Origin of the sequence: Mycobacterium sp. NPDC050853 (assembly GCF_040653875.1) — a bacterium.
GTDB lineage: Bacteria > Actinomycetota > Actinomycetes > Mycobacteriales > Mycobacteriaceae > Mycobacterium.
The window spans coordinates 676,754-691,692 of sequence record NZ_JBFAGW010000001.1 but is presented as its reverse complement, the minus strand read 5'-3'; the positions used below and the strand labels follow the sequence as shown (position 1 = coordinate 691,692).

General features: G+C 64.0%; 15 protein-coding genes. 9 read left to right on the top strand and 6 right to left on the bottom strand.

The features are described 5' to 3' along the window. Positions 1-3 precede the first annotated feature (3 nt). Positions 4-1,596, bottom strand: a complete 1,593-nt coding sequence (locus tag AB0H22_RS03275; RefSeq protein WP_180748736.1) for an FAD-binding oxidoreductase — start codon at positions 1,594-1,596, stop codon at positions 4-6. 67 nt (positions 1,597-1,663) lie between these two features. On the opposite strand from AB0H22_RS03275, the gene AB0H22_RS03270 reads away from it, so the two are divergent. Together AB0H22_RS03270 and AB0H22_RS03265 are read left to right on the top strand one after the other, a co-directional pair. Then, the gene (locus AB0H22_RS03270) at positions 1,664-2,272 is read left to right on the top strand and encodes a TetR/AcrR family transcriptional regulator (RefSeq protein WP_180748735.1); all 609 of its coding nucleotides are present in this window, start codon (positions 1,664-1,666) and stop codon (positions 2,270-2,272) included. After that, positions 2,269-3,714 (top strand): glycerol-3-phosphate dehydrogenase/oxidase, encoded by a 1,446-nt coding sequence (locus AB0H22_RS03265; RefSeq protein ID WP_358144732.1) that lies wholly within the window; start codon positions 2,269-2,271, stop codon positions 3,712-3,714. The genes AB0H22_RS03270 and AB0H22_RS03265 overlap by 4 nt, the downstream gene beginning before the upstream one ends. On the opposite strand, the gene AB0H22_RS03260 is transcribed toward AB0H22_RS03265, so the two are convergent. The 4 genes from AB0H22_RS03260 to AB0H22_RS03245 all read right to left on the bottom strand — a co-directional run bounded on the left by AB0H22_RS03260 (position 3,693) and on the right by AB0H22_RS03245 (position 8,061). Then, entirely contained in the window at positions 3,693-4,553 is an 861-nt protein-coding gene (locus tag AB0H22_RS03260; RefSeq protein ID WP_358144730.1) for a cyclopropane mycolic acid synthase family methyltransferase, read from the bottom strand. The genes AB0H22_RS03265 and AB0H22_RS03260 overlap by 22 nt on opposite strands. A 178-nt stretch (positions 4,554-4,731) precedes the next feature. Further along, on the bottom strand, positions 4,732-5,676 hold the full coding sequence (locus AB0H22_RS03255) for an alpha/beta hydrolase (RefSeq protein WP_180748732.1): 945 nt from the start codon (positions 5,674-5,676) through the stop codon (positions 4,732-4,734). Position 5,677: 1 nt separating this feature from the next. Further along, complete coding sequence (locus AB0H22_RS03250) at positions 5,678-6,982, bottom strand: AarF/ABC1/UbiB kinase family protein (protein ID WP_180749714.1); 1,305 nt, start codon at positions 6,980-6,982, stop codon at positions 5,678-5,680. A gap of 143 nt (positions 6,983-7,125) precedes the next feature. Next, positions 7,126-8,061, bottom strand: coding sequence for an alpha/beta hydrolase (locus tag AB0H22_RS03245; protein WP_358144727.1), 936 nt, complete (start codon positions 8,059-8,061; stop codon positions 7,126-7,128). Positions 8,062-8,433: 372 nt separating this feature from the next. On the opposite strand from AB0H22_RS03245, the gene rplJ reads away from it, so the two are divergent. The 3 genes from rplJ to AB0H22_RS03230 all read left to right on the top strand — a co-directional run bounded on the left by rplJ (position 8,434) and on the right by AB0H22_RS03230 (position 9,816). After that, positions 8,434-8,964 carry a 50S ribosomal protein L10 gene (gene rplJ / locus AB0H22_RS03240; protein WP_180748730.1) on the top strand — a complete coding sequence of 177 codons (531 nt, stop codon included), beginning with the start codon at positions 8,434-8,436 and terminating at the stop codon, positions 8,962-8,964. Positions 8,965-9,014: 50 nt separating this feature from the next. Next, on the top strand, positions 9,015-9,401 hold the full coding sequence (rplL, locus tag AB0H22_RS03235) for a 50S ribosomal protein L7/L12 (protein ID WP_180748729.1): 387 nt from the start codon (positions 9,015-9,017) through the stop codon (positions 9,399-9,401). A 100-nt stretch (positions 9,402-9,501) separates the two neighbouring features. Continuing rightward, positions 9,502-9,816 carry a hypothetical protein gene (locus AB0H22_RS03230; protein WP_358144724.1) on the top strand — a complete coding sequence of 105 codons (315 nt, stop codon included), beginning with the start codon at positions 9,502-9,504 and terminating at the stop codon, positions 9,814-9,816. On the opposite strand, the gene AB0H22_RS03225 is transcribed toward AB0H22_RS03230, so the two are convergent. Continuing rightward, entirely contained in the window at positions 9,813-10,568 is a 756-nt protein-coding gene (locus AB0H22_RS03225; RefSeq protein ID WP_358144722.1) for a TetR/AcrR family transcriptional regulator, read from the bottom strand. The two genes, AB0H22_RS03230 and AB0H22_RS03225, sit on opposite strands and share 4 nt — an antisense overlap. A gap of 46 nt (positions 10,569-10,614) precedes the next feature. Here AB0H22_RS03225 and AB0H22_RS03220 point away from each other — a divergent pair, with 46 nt between their 5' ends. The 4 genes from AB0H22_RS03220 (at position 10,615) to AB0H22_RS03205 (ending at position 14,837) form a co-directional block, all read left to right on the top strand. Then, positions 10,615-12,114 (top strand): carotenoid oxygenase family protein, encoded by a 1,500-nt coding sequence (locus AB0H22_RS03220; RefSeq protein ID WP_180748726.1) that lies wholly within the window; start codon positions 10,615-10,617, stop codon positions 12,112-12,114. Next, a complete protein-coding gene (locus AB0H22_RS03215) occupies positions 12,092-12,670 on the top strand; it encodes a nitroreductase family deazaflavin-dependent oxidoreductase (RefSeq protein ID WP_219602570.1) in 579 nt (192 codons plus the stop codon). Before AB0H22_RS03220 ends, AB0H22_RS03215 begins: the two co-directional genes overlap by 23 nt. Before the next feature lie 52 nt (positions 12,671-12,722). Then, positions 12,723-13,319, top strand: a complete 597-nt coding sequence (locus tag AB0H22_RS03210) for a DUF4126 domain-containing protein (protein ID WP_180748725.1) — start codon at positions 12,723-12,725, stop codon at positions 13,317-13,319. A gap of 93 nt (positions 13,320-13,412) precedes the next feature. After that, positions 13,413-14,837 carry a hypothetical protein gene (locus tag AB0H22_RS03205; protein ID WP_358144719.1) on the top strand — a complete coding sequence of 475 codons (1,425 nt, stop codon included), beginning with the start codon at positions 13,413-13,415 and terminating at the stop codon, positions 14,835-14,837. Positions 14,838-14,939 lie beyond the last annotated feature (102 nt).

The window sequence follows — 14,939 nt, the reverse complement described above, 5'->3', positions numbered from 1 at the left end:
GCGCTACTCGCTGACCGGAATCAGATTGCCGGGGTTGAGGATTCCCTGCGGATCGACGGTTCGCTTCACCGCTTGCAGGATCTCGATGCCGAGCTCGCCGACCTCGTCGGCAAGCCACGGTTGGTGATCGCGTCCCACGGCGTGATGGTGCGTAATGGTGGCACCGGCAGCGACGATGGCGTCACCTGCCGCCTTCTTCGCCTTGCCCCACTGGGTCAGCGGGTCCTCGGCGGCCGCGCACACGACGGTGAAGTACAACGAGGCACCCGTGCGGTAGGTGTGCGAAATATGGCACAACACCAGAGGTGGGGTGCCTTGGGCGCCAAGCGCTTCGGCCAGTGCCGTGGTGACGGCCGTGCGCAGGTTGGTGAGGTTCCGCCAGGAGGTAGCGGTCTCCAGCGTCTCCACCACCGCACCGGCGTCGATGAGGGCGTCACGCAGATACGGTGCGTCGAAGCGTCCGTGGTCCCACGCCTTGGCGGGCTCGTCGCCGAGCGCAGTGCCACCCGCGGCGGTGAGAACGGCAGACACTTCCGCCGATCGGGCCTCGACATGGCCCCGGGTGCCTTCCACGGTGGTGATCGCCAGCACCCCGGCGGCGGGGTTCTTCCCGCCAATGTCCTTGGCCAGGGCGAGGTTCAGCCCGCTTTCGGCTTCATCGGATAGCCGGAGCACAGTGGGTGCGCCGTCGGATTGGACCAGGGTGCGTAGCGCCTGGGCGCCGGCGTCGAAGGAGGGGAAGGACCAACCCTGGTACCAGGTGTCCTCGGGCAGCCGGTGCACCCGCACCGTCACCTCGGTGATGATGCCCAGCGCACCTTCCGATCCCAGGAAGAGTTGACGCAGGTCCGGTCCGGCCGCCGAGGCGGGCGCCCGGCCCAGGTTGAGATCGCCGCGTGGGGTGGCGATCCGGACCGCATCCACCATCGCGTCGAAGCGTCCGTAGCCGCTGGAGGCCTGCCCGGAGGAACGGGTTGCGGCGAACCCGCCGATGCTCGCGAACCGGAAACTCTGTGGGAAATGCCCAAGCGAAAAACCTTTGGCTGCGAGGAGTTCCTCGGCCTCGGGGCCCGTCGTTCCGGGTAGCAGCACGGCAGTTCCGGACTCTTCGTCGAGGGATACCAGGCCGGACATCCGTCGCAGGTCCACGGCGATCACCGCGGTGAATCCGCCGCGTTCCGGGTCCAGTCCGCCGACCACGCTGGTGCCGCCGCCAAACGGTACGACCGCGATAACCTGCTCGCCGCAGAGCGCGAGGAGCGTAGACACCTCGTCATGCGACGCGGGGTAGACGATGGCATCTGGCGCGTCCTGGACTCCGGTGGAGCGTCGGCGCAGTAGATCCGGGGTGCTCTTGCCGCCTGCGTGTCGGAGCCGGGCGCCGTGATCGGTACTCACGTTCTCCGTGCCGACCAGGTCGTGCAGCGCGGTCAGCTGTTCCCCGGTGAGCGAGCTGGGGGAGAGCGTGACGGCGGATTCGTCGCGGCTGACGGGATCCCGTTCGGGAATGCCCAGTGCCGACGCCAACAGCGTCTTCACTTGAGGTGAGAGAGTCTGTCGTTTTTCGGCCACGCCCCAGGCGTCCCACTCCATCATGCGTTACAGTATTACATACAATGGCAAGTTGTAATGCAGATTTCTTTGGCTCGCGAGGAGTGGTGACATGACGGCTCCGGCTGTGCTGGCCGCGGGCACCGAGGCCTCGGCGGATCCGGTCACCGAACGCATCCTCGACGCCGCGCTGTCCTGTGTCACCGAATTCGGAGTGCGACGGACCACGCTGGTCGAGGTGGCCAAGCGGGCAGGTGTCAGCAGGCCATCGGTGTATCGGCGCTGGCCCGATGTACGCACCCTGGTCGCCGAGCTGCTGACCCGGGAGATGGGCTCGATCCTCCCCGCGGCCGGGGAGGGGCACGCGCGCGGCCGGCTGGTGCAGTCGGTGACCGGCCTGGTCACGCAGGTGCGCGAGCACTCGATATTCGCGGCGATCGTGCGATCCGATCCCGAACTCCTGCTGACCTACATCGTGCAGCGGCTGGGTACCAGCCAGCGCGCCCTGATCGGTTGGACCGCGGTGCTCATCGCCGAAGGGCAGGCAGACGGGTCGATTCGCGCCGGAGCCCCGGAGCAGATGGCGGCGATGGTGCTGCTGATCGGCCAATCAGTACTCCAGTCGGCGCGCATCGTCGCCGACCTCCTTTCGCCAGATGAGCTGTTGAACGAATTGGCTACCGCCATCGACGGATATCTCAAGCCGCAAGGAGCACCATGACAACCCAGCTCAACAGCGCGCGACGCAGCGCTGACCTCGCGGCCCTCGCGGGTGGCGCACCAGTGGATGTCCTCGTCATCGGCGGTGGGATCACCGGCGTGGGGGTGGCGCTCGACGCCGCGAGCCGCGGGCTGCGCGTCACGCTCGTCGAAAAACACGACTTAGCCTTCGGTACAAGCCGATTCAGCTCCAAGCTGGTGCACGGCGGACTGCGCTACCTCGCCTCGGGTCAGGTGGGCATCGCCAGGGAGAGCGCGGTTGAGCGTCATATCCTGATGACCCGTACCGCTCCGCATCTCATTCACCCGCTCGCGCAGGTTGTTCCATTGCATCCTTCGGTGAGCGTCTTCAGCCGAACACTGGTACGGCTCGGCTTCGTCGCGGGGGATGGGCTGCGCAAGCTCGCGCACACCCCGGTCGATGTATTGCCGCGTTCTCGTGCGATCGATGCCGGAGAGGTGATCAGGCGCGCCCCCACGGTGCGACGCAACGGACTTCGCGGCGGACTGATGGCCTTCGACGGGCAGCTCATCGACGACGCACGGCTGGTGGTGACCATCGCCCGCACGGCGGCCGGACTGGGTTCTCGCATCCTCACCCGAGTGTCGGCGGAGGATGTTACCGGCGACGGAGCGGTGCTACGTGACGAACTGACCGGCAACACCGTTGCGGTACAGGCGGGTTTGGTCATCAATGCCGCCGGGGTATGGGCAGGCCAGGTTGATCGTGAAATCAAGCTGCGCCCCAGTCGCGGTACGCACCTGGTGTTCCGTGCCGCTAGCTTTGGCGGGCTGACCGCCGCCCTCACCGTCCCGGTGCCCGGGACCATCAACCGGTTCGTGTTCGCAATGCCTGCCATCCACGATCGGGTGTACCTCGGGCTCACCGATGAACCGGCACCTGGGCCGGTGCCTGATGTGGCGGAACCCTCTGCAGCAGAAGAGCAATTCCTGCTCGATACCGTCAATACGGTGCTGCAGACGCCGCTGTCCGAAGTACACGTGGTCGGACGATTCGCGGGTCTGCGGCCGCTGCTCGACGGGGATGATTCGGCGACGGCCGACCTCTCTCGCAAGCATGCCGTCCGGGTTTCGGATTCGGGTGTCGTCAGTGTGGTGGGTGGCAAGCTCACCACCTACCGCAAGATGGCCCAGGATGCGCTCGATGCAGGGCTGGAGCGCCGGCCGTTGGCGGCCTCGGAGTGTGTGACGCAGAACCTGGCGGTCGTGGATGACTGGCCGGGTACCGCCGGCACCCCGTTGGTGCACGACGTCGACATCACCAGGGAACAGGTTGAATTCGCGCTTACCCATGAGGGCGCGCTCGACGCCGACGACATCCTCGATCGCCGCACCCGGATCGGGCTGGTGCCGGTCGACAAGGGTCTGGCAGTCGGTGCGGTCCAGAACCTCGTCGATTCCTACTTCTCGCAGGTGAACTGAACGACGTCGATCCAGCGCTCGCGGAATGCGTCGGCGCACCCGGTCAGGTACTTGATGTACCTGTCGTAAACCTCTTGGGATTGAAGAGCGATCGCTTCATCCTTATGGGCGACCAGGTTCTCCGCCCAGCAGTCCAGGGTGCGCGCATAGTGGAGTTGCAGGCGCTGGTGGCGGGTTACCTGGAAACCGGCGCGGTCAGTGTGCTCGTCGACCATCGATTCCGAAGGTAGCCGTCCGCCGGGAAAGATCTCGGTGAGCATGAAGTGCATGAAGTAGATCCTCGACATCAGCACCGGAACGCCCATGCGCCGCAACTCGTCAGGGTGATAGCTGACGATGGTGTGTAACAACATCTTCCCGTCGTCCGGCAGTGCCCGATGGGCCATCGCGAAGAAGCTGGCATACCGTTCGTGGCCGAAATGCTCAAAGGCGCCAATACTGACTATTCGGTCGACGGTGCCGTCGAATTCTTCCCACCCGGCCAACCGGACCTCGTGTGTCCGCGAACTTTCAGCGGAGTCGAGGACCTTGTTGACATACGCGAATTGATTTTCGCTGAGCGTCAGGCCGATGACATTGACGTCGTAGTGCTCGAGAGCGCGTTTCATGGTGGAACCCCAGCCGCATCCCACGTCCAGCAGGGTCATTCCGGGTTCAAGGTTCAGTTTTCCGAGAGCGAGATCGATCTTGGCCTGCTGGGCCTGCTCAAGCGTCAGGTTCTCGGGCTCGAAATACGCGCAGCTGTACGTCCTGCTGGGGTCGAGAAACAGCGCGAAGAAGTCATCGGATAAGTCGTAATGTGCCTGTATATCGGAGAATTTTGGGGTCAATTTGGACATAGGGCGGCCTCCCACGACGATGGCGCGATGCCCCGAACGGCGCGCGGGTGATTGATTGAAGCTGGTACTGGCTGTTGTCCCGAGCTGAGGCTAGAACAACAGAGCAGCAGCGACAAGGGTTGCGCGGATAATTAACGCGCCGTCTGACCGCTGCGAAACCGTTTCGTACGGGAGCTAATTAGCGGCCCGCGGCCTCGGATTCCGTTGTATCGGCTGCGGGCTCCGATAGGGCGAAATTCTCGGTGAGCTTGGCAATTATCCGGTTCCACAGCAGCTCGGGCAGATCGTGACCCATCCCGTCGATCAGTGCCAGCCGTGCTCCGGGGATGGCTCGGGCAATGGCGCGCGCACCCGAAGGGCGCATCAGCTTGTCTGCCTTGCCATGCAAAACCAGCGCGGGGGAGGTGATTCGGTTGTCGAATGGCGCCAGGCTGCCTGTTCCCATGATGGCGGCGAACTGTCGGGCGAATCCCCTGGGGTAGTGGCTCCGGTCGTAGTACTCGGCCGCGTGCTTGTACGACTTCGCTTCGGGTTGGCGGTATTTCGGACTGCCGATGGTTCGGCCGACCTGCACGCTGTTGGCGATGATCTCCTCGCGGGTAGCGTCGGCAGGCGGAGCTTTCAGCAGTGCCATCAGCTGGCGTGGTCCGGGCGGCGGCAGGAATGCCTGATTGTTGCTCGACATGATGATGGTGACCGTCTCGGTCCGATCGGGATGCTCGGCGGCGAAAACCTGCGCGATCATGCCGCCCATCGAGGCGCCCACGATGTGCGCGCGCTCGATACCAAGATGGTCGAGTAGTCCCGCCGCGTCACCCGCCATGTCCACCAACGTGTAGGCAGTTCCGGTGATCTTCACTCCGGCAAGGAATTTCGCCATACTCGGAAGGAGCGAGCCGCCACCGGCACGCACGCCGTCCAGTTTGGTCGAAAGGCCGCAGTCGCGGTTGTCGAATCGGATGACCCGATAGCCCTGATCGGCGATCTGCTGGCAGAACTCGTTGCGCCAGAACACCATCTGCGCGCCGATGCCCATGATGAGCAGAACCGCGGGATCGGTCGGATTGCCGAACTCCTCGTAACACAGCTCGATATCGCCGACCTTCGCGGTGTTGGCTGTCATCTCAGATGTCTCCCTCGCGGTTGTGCTCACGGCTGATATCAACGATGAAATTACCGAAGTAACCCTTGAGCTCGGGGTCCTCCATCATCTGCCAACGTGGCGCCAACAGTTTCATGTATCGCTCCACGTACAGGAATTGCTTACCGATGAGCACCAGCTCGCGCGGCAGCTTGACGTCATACTGGTCGGCGAGCGTGGACAGCTGCTTGCCGATGTCCGAATACGACATGTCGTCAAGCGATTTCATCGTGAGTGGAGTGGCGAAGGCCCGGATGTCTTGGGTGCCCTTATCGGCGTCGCCGGGATTACCGACGGCGCCCAGCAGCACCACGATCTTGCCTGCGGCGCGATGATCCTTTTTGACCAGTAGCGCGTGGATCAGTTCGCGCAACAGCCAACGAGTCCGCGGGTCGATAAAGCCGACGATGCCGAAGTCCAGGAATACGATCCGGCCCTCTTCGTCCACCAGCAGGTTGCCTGCGTGGAGATCGCCGTGGAACAAGCCTTGGCGCAGACCGGATTCGAACACCGAGAACAACAGCGACTTCACCAGTTCGGTGCCGTCGAATCCAGCCTTGCGAATGTTCGGCGCGTCATCGATCCGAATGCCGTGCACCCGCTCCATGGTGAGCACTTTGGACGTCGTGTAGTGCCAGTGCACATCGGGCACACGGATGTTCTTACCGAGGGACGAGGTGTGCAGGTGCTCCACCCAGGTTTGCATGGCCTGGCCCTCGGCGAGGAAATCCAGTTCCTCGGAAAGGTTTCCGGAGAAATCGTCTACCACGTCGCGGGCCGAGAGCATCCGGCCGACCTTGCCGAGCTCCAGTAATGACGCTCCGCGCTTCAGGATCTGCAGGTCGGCTGCCACCCGGCGACGGATGCCCGGACGTTGGATCTTGACTACCACATCCTCGCCGGAATGCAGTGTTGCGTAATGCACCTGGGCGATTGACGCGGATGCGAACGGCTCGGGGTCGAAGGAGGCGAACAGCTTCTCGGGTTCCGAGCCGAGCTCGCCGATGATCAGCTCACGGACCTGCGTGGGATCGGCGGGCGGAACGCGGTCCAGGAGCCCGCGGAATTCGCGAGACAGAGACTCTCCGAACGCGCCCGGACTGGACGCGATGATCTGTCCGAGCTTGACGTATGTGGGACCAAGATCGGAGAACGTCTGCGGAAGCTCGGCGATCACTTTCTGTTCGAAGCTGCCCTTTTTGGTGAGCTTGCCCAGCACACGTCCTGCGGTACGGGCGACCTGCCAGCCGGTGGTGCCCAGACGTGCGGCCTCGGAGAGCAACGCCACGCGCCCTAGCGGTGCCACCTGACGTGCGCGGCCGTCACCTACGCTCCGGCCGGGCTGATGCTCTTCACGCGAGCGGCTCATCGCGCGCGTCCTTGGGCAGTCATGAAATGCAAGTGTGCCGCATCGGGCCCGCGCGGCCCTACTCAGTCCTGTACGCAGCTGTCAAAAGTTGCCAACAACTCTCTGGTCACGGGTTCCCAGACAGGTTCCGGCAGATCGTGCCCCATGCCGTCGATGAGCGCGAAACGCGAGTGGCGGATGTTCTTGGCCACCACTCGCCCGTTCTGATAGGGCACCAATGGGTCGTTGCGGCCGTGGATAACAACCGTCGGGGCGGTGATGGCGCGGGTGAACCGCAGCAGGCTGCCGGTGCCCAGGATGGCGTCGAACTGCCGCACGGTGCCGATCGGGTAGTCGCTGCGGGCCTTGTGGTCAAGGATGCGCCGACGGAGCTGCTCGCGGGAGGGAAGGTTTTCGGGCCCGTTGTAGACGATGCCGTTGTTGATCTCGAATTCGAGCCATTCCGCGGCCGTAGCGTCCTTGCCCGGGGCAGTCATGGCGGTCCTGATCAACTCCCAGGATGGCAGCCGGGAGAACGGGCGCCCGGTCGCCGAGTAGATGATGCCGACCGAATGGACGCGTTCGGGGAAGGTGCCCGCGAAGACCTGCGTGATCATGCCGCCCATCGAGGCACCCGCGATATGAGCCCGCTCGATGCCCAGATGATCCATGAGGCTGCGGACGTCCCCGGCCATATCGACCAGCGTGTACGGGACCTCGCTGCCTATGCCGAACGCGTAGCGCACCACGCGGCGATAGATCGGTCCCGGCGCTCGGTGGCCGTCCAGTTTGGTCGACAGCCCGCAATCGCGGTTATCGAAGCGAATCACCCGGTAACCGCTGTCGATGAGCCGCTGGCAGAACCCGTCCGGCCACATCGGGAGCTGTGCTGCCACTCCCATCACGAGGATGACGGCGGGATTCTCAGGCTTACCCAAGTCCTCGTAAAAGAGCTCGATATCGCCATTGTGGGCGACGCCGGTCCGGGTGGGGGATGGCGCCTCAGGCTGCGAAGGCACGTCCTCCTTGCTACCACTACGACCTGAATGCGTCGAGGACCTGAGGATGCGTCGAGCGTGGGGGATACACACCCAAACGGCGCGGCTTACGTGCATAGGGCACACGTTCGCCGGAGAGGGTTTTGGATTGTGCACCCGACCTGCGGTAGCCTGATGCAGCTCCACCGAAGACCGTCGGTCACCTCTTGCGAGGTTGAAGGTCCGAGATGATTCTCGGCGGCCCACGCAGGAGGACGAGGTTCGACCTTTGGATGAGAAGTCCGTAGGTTATCGCGCCCCGACCGCATCCTGCGTCGGGGCGTTTATCATTTCGGCCCCTCTCTTGTCGGCTGTCCCAGGTGGAACGACCGAAACGAGATGAGGAGGCAATACATGGCTAAGACTGAAAAGGTCTCCGCCGTTGCCGAGATCACTGAGCAGTTCAAGGGTTCGACTGCCACTGTGATCACCGAGTACCGCGGCTTGTCGGTGTCCGCTCTGGGCACCCTGCGTCGCGCTCTCGGTACTTCCGCCACCTACTCCGTGGCCAAGAACACGCTGGTTAAGCGTGCGGCTGCGGATGCCGGTGTGGAGGGTCTGGACGAATTGTTCAGCGGCCCAACGGCAATCGCGTTCATCAAGGGTGAGCCCGTGGACGCTGCGAAGGCCATCAAGACCTTCGCGAAAGATAACAAGGCTCTGATCATCAAGGGCGGCTACATGGATGGCCGCGCTCTGTCAGTTGCCGAGGTTGAGCGCATCGCCGATCTGGAATCGCGCGAGGTGCTGCTGGCCAAGCTGGCCGGCGCTATGAAGGGCAACCTGGCCAAGGCCGCCGGGCTGTTCAACGCCCCGGCGTCTCAGGTTGCACGCCTGGCCGCCGCCCTGCAGGAGAAGAGGGCCGCCGAGGAATCGGCTGCCTGACAAGCCAGTACCAACCAAACCTGTTGTAAATCAAGGAAGGAACCAACATTATGGCAAAGCTGAGCACCGAAGAGTTGATCGATGCTTTCAAGGAGCTGACGCTGCTTGAGCTGTCCGAGTTCGTCAAGACCTTCGAAGAGGTCTTCGAGGTCACCGCTGCCGCTCCGGTCGCCGTCGCCGCTGCCGGTGGCGCTGCCCCGGCCGCCGAGGCCGCCGAAGAGCAGAGCGAGTTCGACGTCATCCTGGAGAGCGCCGGTGACAAGAAGATCGGCGTCATCAAGGTTGTGCGCGAGATCGTTTCCGGCCTGGGTCTGAAGGAAGCCAAGGACCTGGTTGACGCGGCCCCCAAGCCGCTGCTGGAGAAGGTGGCCAAGGAGGCCGCCGACGACGCCAAGGCCAAGCTCGAGGCCGCTGGCGCGACCGTCTCGGTCAAGTAGTCCGCAGTACCGCGAACCGGCCCCGGGAATCTTCGGATTTCCGGGGCCGGTTTCGTTTTGATCCCTGCGGGAAGCCATCGGAATCCGGACACTCGGTTGTATGAGCGCCTATCTACTCGTCGCGTTGGCCGGTTTCGTGGTCGTCCTTATGGTGCTTCGCACTCGGCGCGGTCGCCGCACCCCGACCCCGGCCGTACCCACAGTCGGACCACGAACGAAGACGCCGACCGATGACGAATTACGCAGCCGGCTAATGGCGCGTCTCGCTTTCGATATGCGCGCCCCTATCGCAACGGCAGCCCGCGCCATGACGGCCATGCATGACAAGAAGTCGTTGTCCCAGCCCGTCCTGCCGCCATCTCCCGTGCCGCTGCCGAAGGAAGGCGACGGTTACGAAATCTCCTGGGCTCCTTAGGTCGACGCGGCAAGCCGGGTCGCGGCGATGGCCGCCGAGCTGCTCACCCGTTCGGGCTTATCGCCCAGTGCGATAAGCAGATCGGTGGTCATAGAGCCCAGCACCGGGCCCACCGCCACGCCATCCTCACCCCAGAAACCGGCCAGCTCGAGCATGACGAACCCATGCATGATGGTCCAGAACTTGGCGGCGGTCGCGGCGACCTTTGCGGCGTCGTCGGGGGAGCCGTCGATCCGGCCCGCGGCCATCGCGCGTTGCACACTGCGATAGAGCTGTGTGGCGCTGGCGTGCTGCGGTGTCAGGTGCACGGTGTTGAACATGTTGCGGCTGGGGGCGTTGATACCGTGCGCGCTCGTGACGCCGAACATCAGTCGGTACATGTGTGGGTAGTCGATGGCGAACTGCCGATAGGCCATGCCCGTCACCATGAAATCGGCGATGGGGTCGTCGGTCTGGGGTACGTCTGCCTGTGCGCCGGAGAACTGTCGCAGCCCCTCCTCGGCTACCTCGGCGATGAGCTCACGGATACCACCGAAGTATGTGTAGACCGCCATGGTGGAGGTGCCGGCGGCAGCGGCGATCTTGCGCGTCTGCAGTGCATCGGGGCCCTGCTCGTTCAGAAGCTGTACGGCTGCGGAGACAAGGTCGACCCGGGGATTGCGGGCGGCGTTCCGGTCGTTCTCTTGACTATTTTTCGGCACGGATGAGCTCATGGTCTTGCCATGTTCGCACAACGGGAGTAGGTTCACCATAACGTCGTAATAACAGTGTTATGCCACCCAGCCCTGGAGGACAACGATGACCGCGACCGCCCAACCGACTACCGTCACGAGCCCCTACCTGACCGGAATCTGGGAACCGGTCGAGCGGGAAATGGACAGCGTCGACCTTGAGGTGACCGGGACCCTGCCCGATCATCTCGACGGCAGGTATCTGCGCAACGGTCCCAACCCGGCTTCCGAGGTCGATCCGGCCACCTATCACCTCTTCAGTGGGGACGCGATGGTGCACGGACTGTCGCTGCGCGACGGCAAGGCGCAGTGGTACCGCAATCGCTGGGTCCGCACTCCGTCGGTCAGCAAGGCGCTCGGCGAGCCGCGTCCTAGTGGCATCAGCACTCGCGCCGGTATGGGGGTTATCGGACCGAACACCAGCGTGATGGAACACGCCGGGCGCACGATCGCCCTGGTCGAGGGCGGTATCGCCAACTACGAACTCACCGAGGACCTTGACACGGTAGGCACCTGCGATTTCGACGGCACCCTTCCGGGCGGATACACCGCACATCCGCATACCGATCCCGACACCGGCGAAATGCATGCCGTCTCATACTCTTTCACGCGTGGAAGCACCATCCAGTATTCCGTGATCGGCACCGACGGCCGTGCCCGCCGGACCGTTGACATCCAAGTACACGGTGCGCCGATGATGCACGACTTCACCCTCACCGAGAAGTACGTCGTCTTCTATGATCTGCCGGTCACCCTGGACATGTCGATGATCAGCCAGTCGGTGCCGGTGCCGCGGCTGCTGCGCAAGCCCGCCCAGCTCGTCATGAATTCGATCATCGGCAAGGTCAAGATTCCTGGTCCCATCGCGGCCAAGGCCAGCCAGTTCTCGGGCAATTCCCCGTCCATCCCGTATTCCTGGAATACCAAGTACCCGGCCCGGATTGGCGTGATGCCGCGTGAGGGCGGTAGTGGTGACGTGCGCTGGTTCGAGATCGCCCCGTGCTACGTCTTCCACCCGCTCAACGGGTACTCCGAAACCCGCAACGGTTCCGAGGTGCTCGTGATCGACCTGGTGCGGTACGACTCGATGTTCTCCCAGGACGTGCTGGGTCCCAGCGACGCCAAGGGGCAGCTCGATCGCTGGACGATCGACCTCACCAAGGGTGTGGTGCACATGGAGCGCAAGGACGACCGGCACCTCGAATTCCCCCGGATCAACGAGACTCTGACAGGTAAGAAGCACCGCTACGGGTACCTGCCGGATGTCGAGAACTTCTTCAGCGCCGGGGAAGCGGCGGGAGCCAGCATCGTCAAGTACGACTACGAGACCGGAACCAGCCTTTCGAGCCGACTGGACCCCGCCGTCGTGCTGGGGGAGGTGTCGTTCGTGCCGAATCCGGCGGCGGCCACCGAAGACGACGGTGTGCTGATCGGATTCGCCGTAGACCGCCGATCCGATGAGGGGCAGCTACTGCTCCTGGATGCGGGCACTCTCGATCTGATGGCGACAGTGCATCTGCCGCAGCGGGTTCCGGCAGGGTTCCATGGCAACTGGGCTCCCCGCTGAGACCATGGACGACCCCATCCCGGATTCCTTGCGCTACACGGACGGGCGGTACGTCTTCGAGCGGATGCCCGGTCTGGACACGACAGGAGGGGCGCTGGCGGAACGCCGCCGTTTCGCCAGCGTGCTGCATGCGGTGCATCGACCGTGGTTCGCGATCCGGGTGCCTCGAGGTGTCGGCATACTCACCACCATCGGAAGAAAGTCCGGTAGTCCCCGCGTCACGTACATCAAGGCGGTGCGCGACGGGGACAGGGCATACCTGGTCGCGATCACCGGCCAGCACACCTTGTGGGTCAAGAACATTCAGGCCAACCCGGCGGTGCGGCTGCGGCTCACCGACGGAACGTACATCGGTGAGGCCCGCCAGATCGCGCCCGCCGACCCGGTGTACGAGGCGGCCCGCGAGCGATTCTGCGGTGTCGTACACCCCTTCGACTATGCCGAAAACCTGTTTCACCGCAAGGGGTTGCCATCGCGGCGGAAGATCATCGAACTGCATCGGGCCTGGTTCGAAGGTGGGACTTCGCTCGTCGTCGAACTCAACTCACGAGTGTGACGGTGTCAGGAAATCGTCACTGAAACCTTCGTGACGGCGTCACACTTGTGACATGGAGATCACCGCGGCTATCAGTGCCATCCTCGGGGCATTCGGGCTTTCGGGTGCTGCCGGACTGAACGCCTGGCTGCCGTTACTTGCGGTAGGTGCCGCCGACCGATTCGGCTGGATCGAGCTCGGCCAGTCGTACGGCTGGCTGTCCTCCACCCCGGCGCTCATTGTCGTCGGGATCGTTTTCGTACTCGATCTCGTCGGCGATAAGATTCCGGCCCTGGACTCCTTCTTGCACGCGGTAGGGACATTGATTGCGCCGGCATCGGGAGCCATTCTGTTCACGGCCGAAACGAGTCTCTCGTCGAATCTGCCACCGGCGGTGGCGGCGATTCTCGGGGCCATCACCGCGGGCAGTGTGCACGCCGGTCGGACGGTTGCGCGCCCCTTCGTCACCGGAACCACTGCAGGCGTGGGCAATCCCCTGGTTTCGACCGCTGAGGACGGCACCTCGCTGGTGCTGACGATTCTGGCCTTGGCGGTGCCGATTCTCGCGTTCGTTGTGGTGCTGGTGCTTTTGGTCGGACTTGGATGGCTGACCTTCCGGGCCATCCGATGGGCGCGCGGCCGACGCCGCGCCACCGCGACAGAGCCTTAAGTCATGGGACCGGGCCAAACCCCGCGAACATCGACCCCACTTCGTACAGTGGCCTGACCAAACGTGGCCTGTCACGTGGTCAAGGGAGGGCGCATGAGTCGGGTCGGGATCGCACGCAACGTTCTCATCGCGTGCGCGGTGCTGTTGTCGGCCGAGCTCGGACGTAGCGTGCAGGACCTCGCGCTGGCGAGCCGAATGGCCGGGGATCCGCAGGCTGTGCATTGGTCTGGGTGGAGCACCGCTCTGAGCACTGTGCTGGCGGTCGCTCCACTTCTTCTCATTGCACGCCTCTCGAATTATCTGCGCCCCTCCAGCTTCCTGACGGTTGCGGCGGGGCTATCGCTGACGAGCACCCTGGGTGCGCTACTGCCGGTATCGATGGCTCCTACCGGTCTGCTGTACGCGGGCAGCGATACCGCCTTAGCGCTGGCAACGGTGGCTTCGCTCATCGTCATCGTGCAAGAGGTCAATGCCCCGCGGGGGGTGGTGATCGGTTTGTGGGCGGCGATGACTCCATGCGCTTACGGCGTCATGGTGGCCGCGGCCGATGTCGTGCCCTTCGATCTGTGGAGCCTGGTGATCTGCGGCGTGCTGGTGCTGACGCTCCTCGTCTTCCTCGCCTCGATCCTGGGGCCGTCGATCGAGCCCGTCAGCACGTTCGAGCAGTTCGATCTGCCCGGTGCGGCGCTCTGGATGATCGGGATTTCCGGGGTGATCTACTTCCTGGCCATCAGGGCGTCGTCTCCCTCGGCGATGGCCGCCGCTGGGGTGGGTTTGGTAGCCCTTGCCGGGCTCGTGCTTTGGATCCGCCAGGTGCATGCGCAGGGGTTTGTCCCACGCGCCCTCATCTCACGGCGTGGGCTCGTCGTGGGTTTCGTCGGAGCCCTCGCCCTGGGAATCGTCATTGCGTTGAGCGCGATGCAATCGATGTCGGTCGATTGGATAATGGCCAATGGCGGATCGACCAATACCCCGCTACTGGCGCTGTGGATAACGGCTGCCGCGTTCGCGCCGGTCACCGGCCGACTACTGGATCGCGGAGCGGGCTGGGTGGTGCCGATATGCGGTGCGATCGAACTCATCGCGGGATTGGTGATCTTCAAGGCGCTCGCGCAGCCGGCAACGGACCTCGCTCAGTCACGAGAGATGCACAGTCTGTGGACCCTGGTGCCGGGGCTGGCCCTGTTTGGCGCCGGACTCGGCACCGTGACCGTCTGGGTCCTTTACGCGGCGTTTGGGGGAGTGTCGCGGTCGATGCTTGCCACGGCCGCCGGTCTGATGGTGACGGCTCTCTACGCGGGCCGGGTTCTCGGCGGCTTCGTCGAGAAGGTGATCTCGGGCGAAGCGGAGGGCGTGGGGGAGCTGGTACGGACCTCGGCGGTACCGATCGTCTTCGCAATCCTGGGATTGGGTGCGCTCACCGTGGTCCCGGTGATCACAAGACGTTGGGAGGCCCAGCGGGCGGCGCAAGACTTAGAGGATGACCTCGTGGATGAGCAGGAAACCGATCGGTACTAACCGCGTAGTGCCTGGTTATCACAGTTAGCCAGTCGATGGTCCCGTCTCGGTACAAACGCGATGCAGCTCCTGGGCATGCGCTAAAGTGATCCGAACCACAGC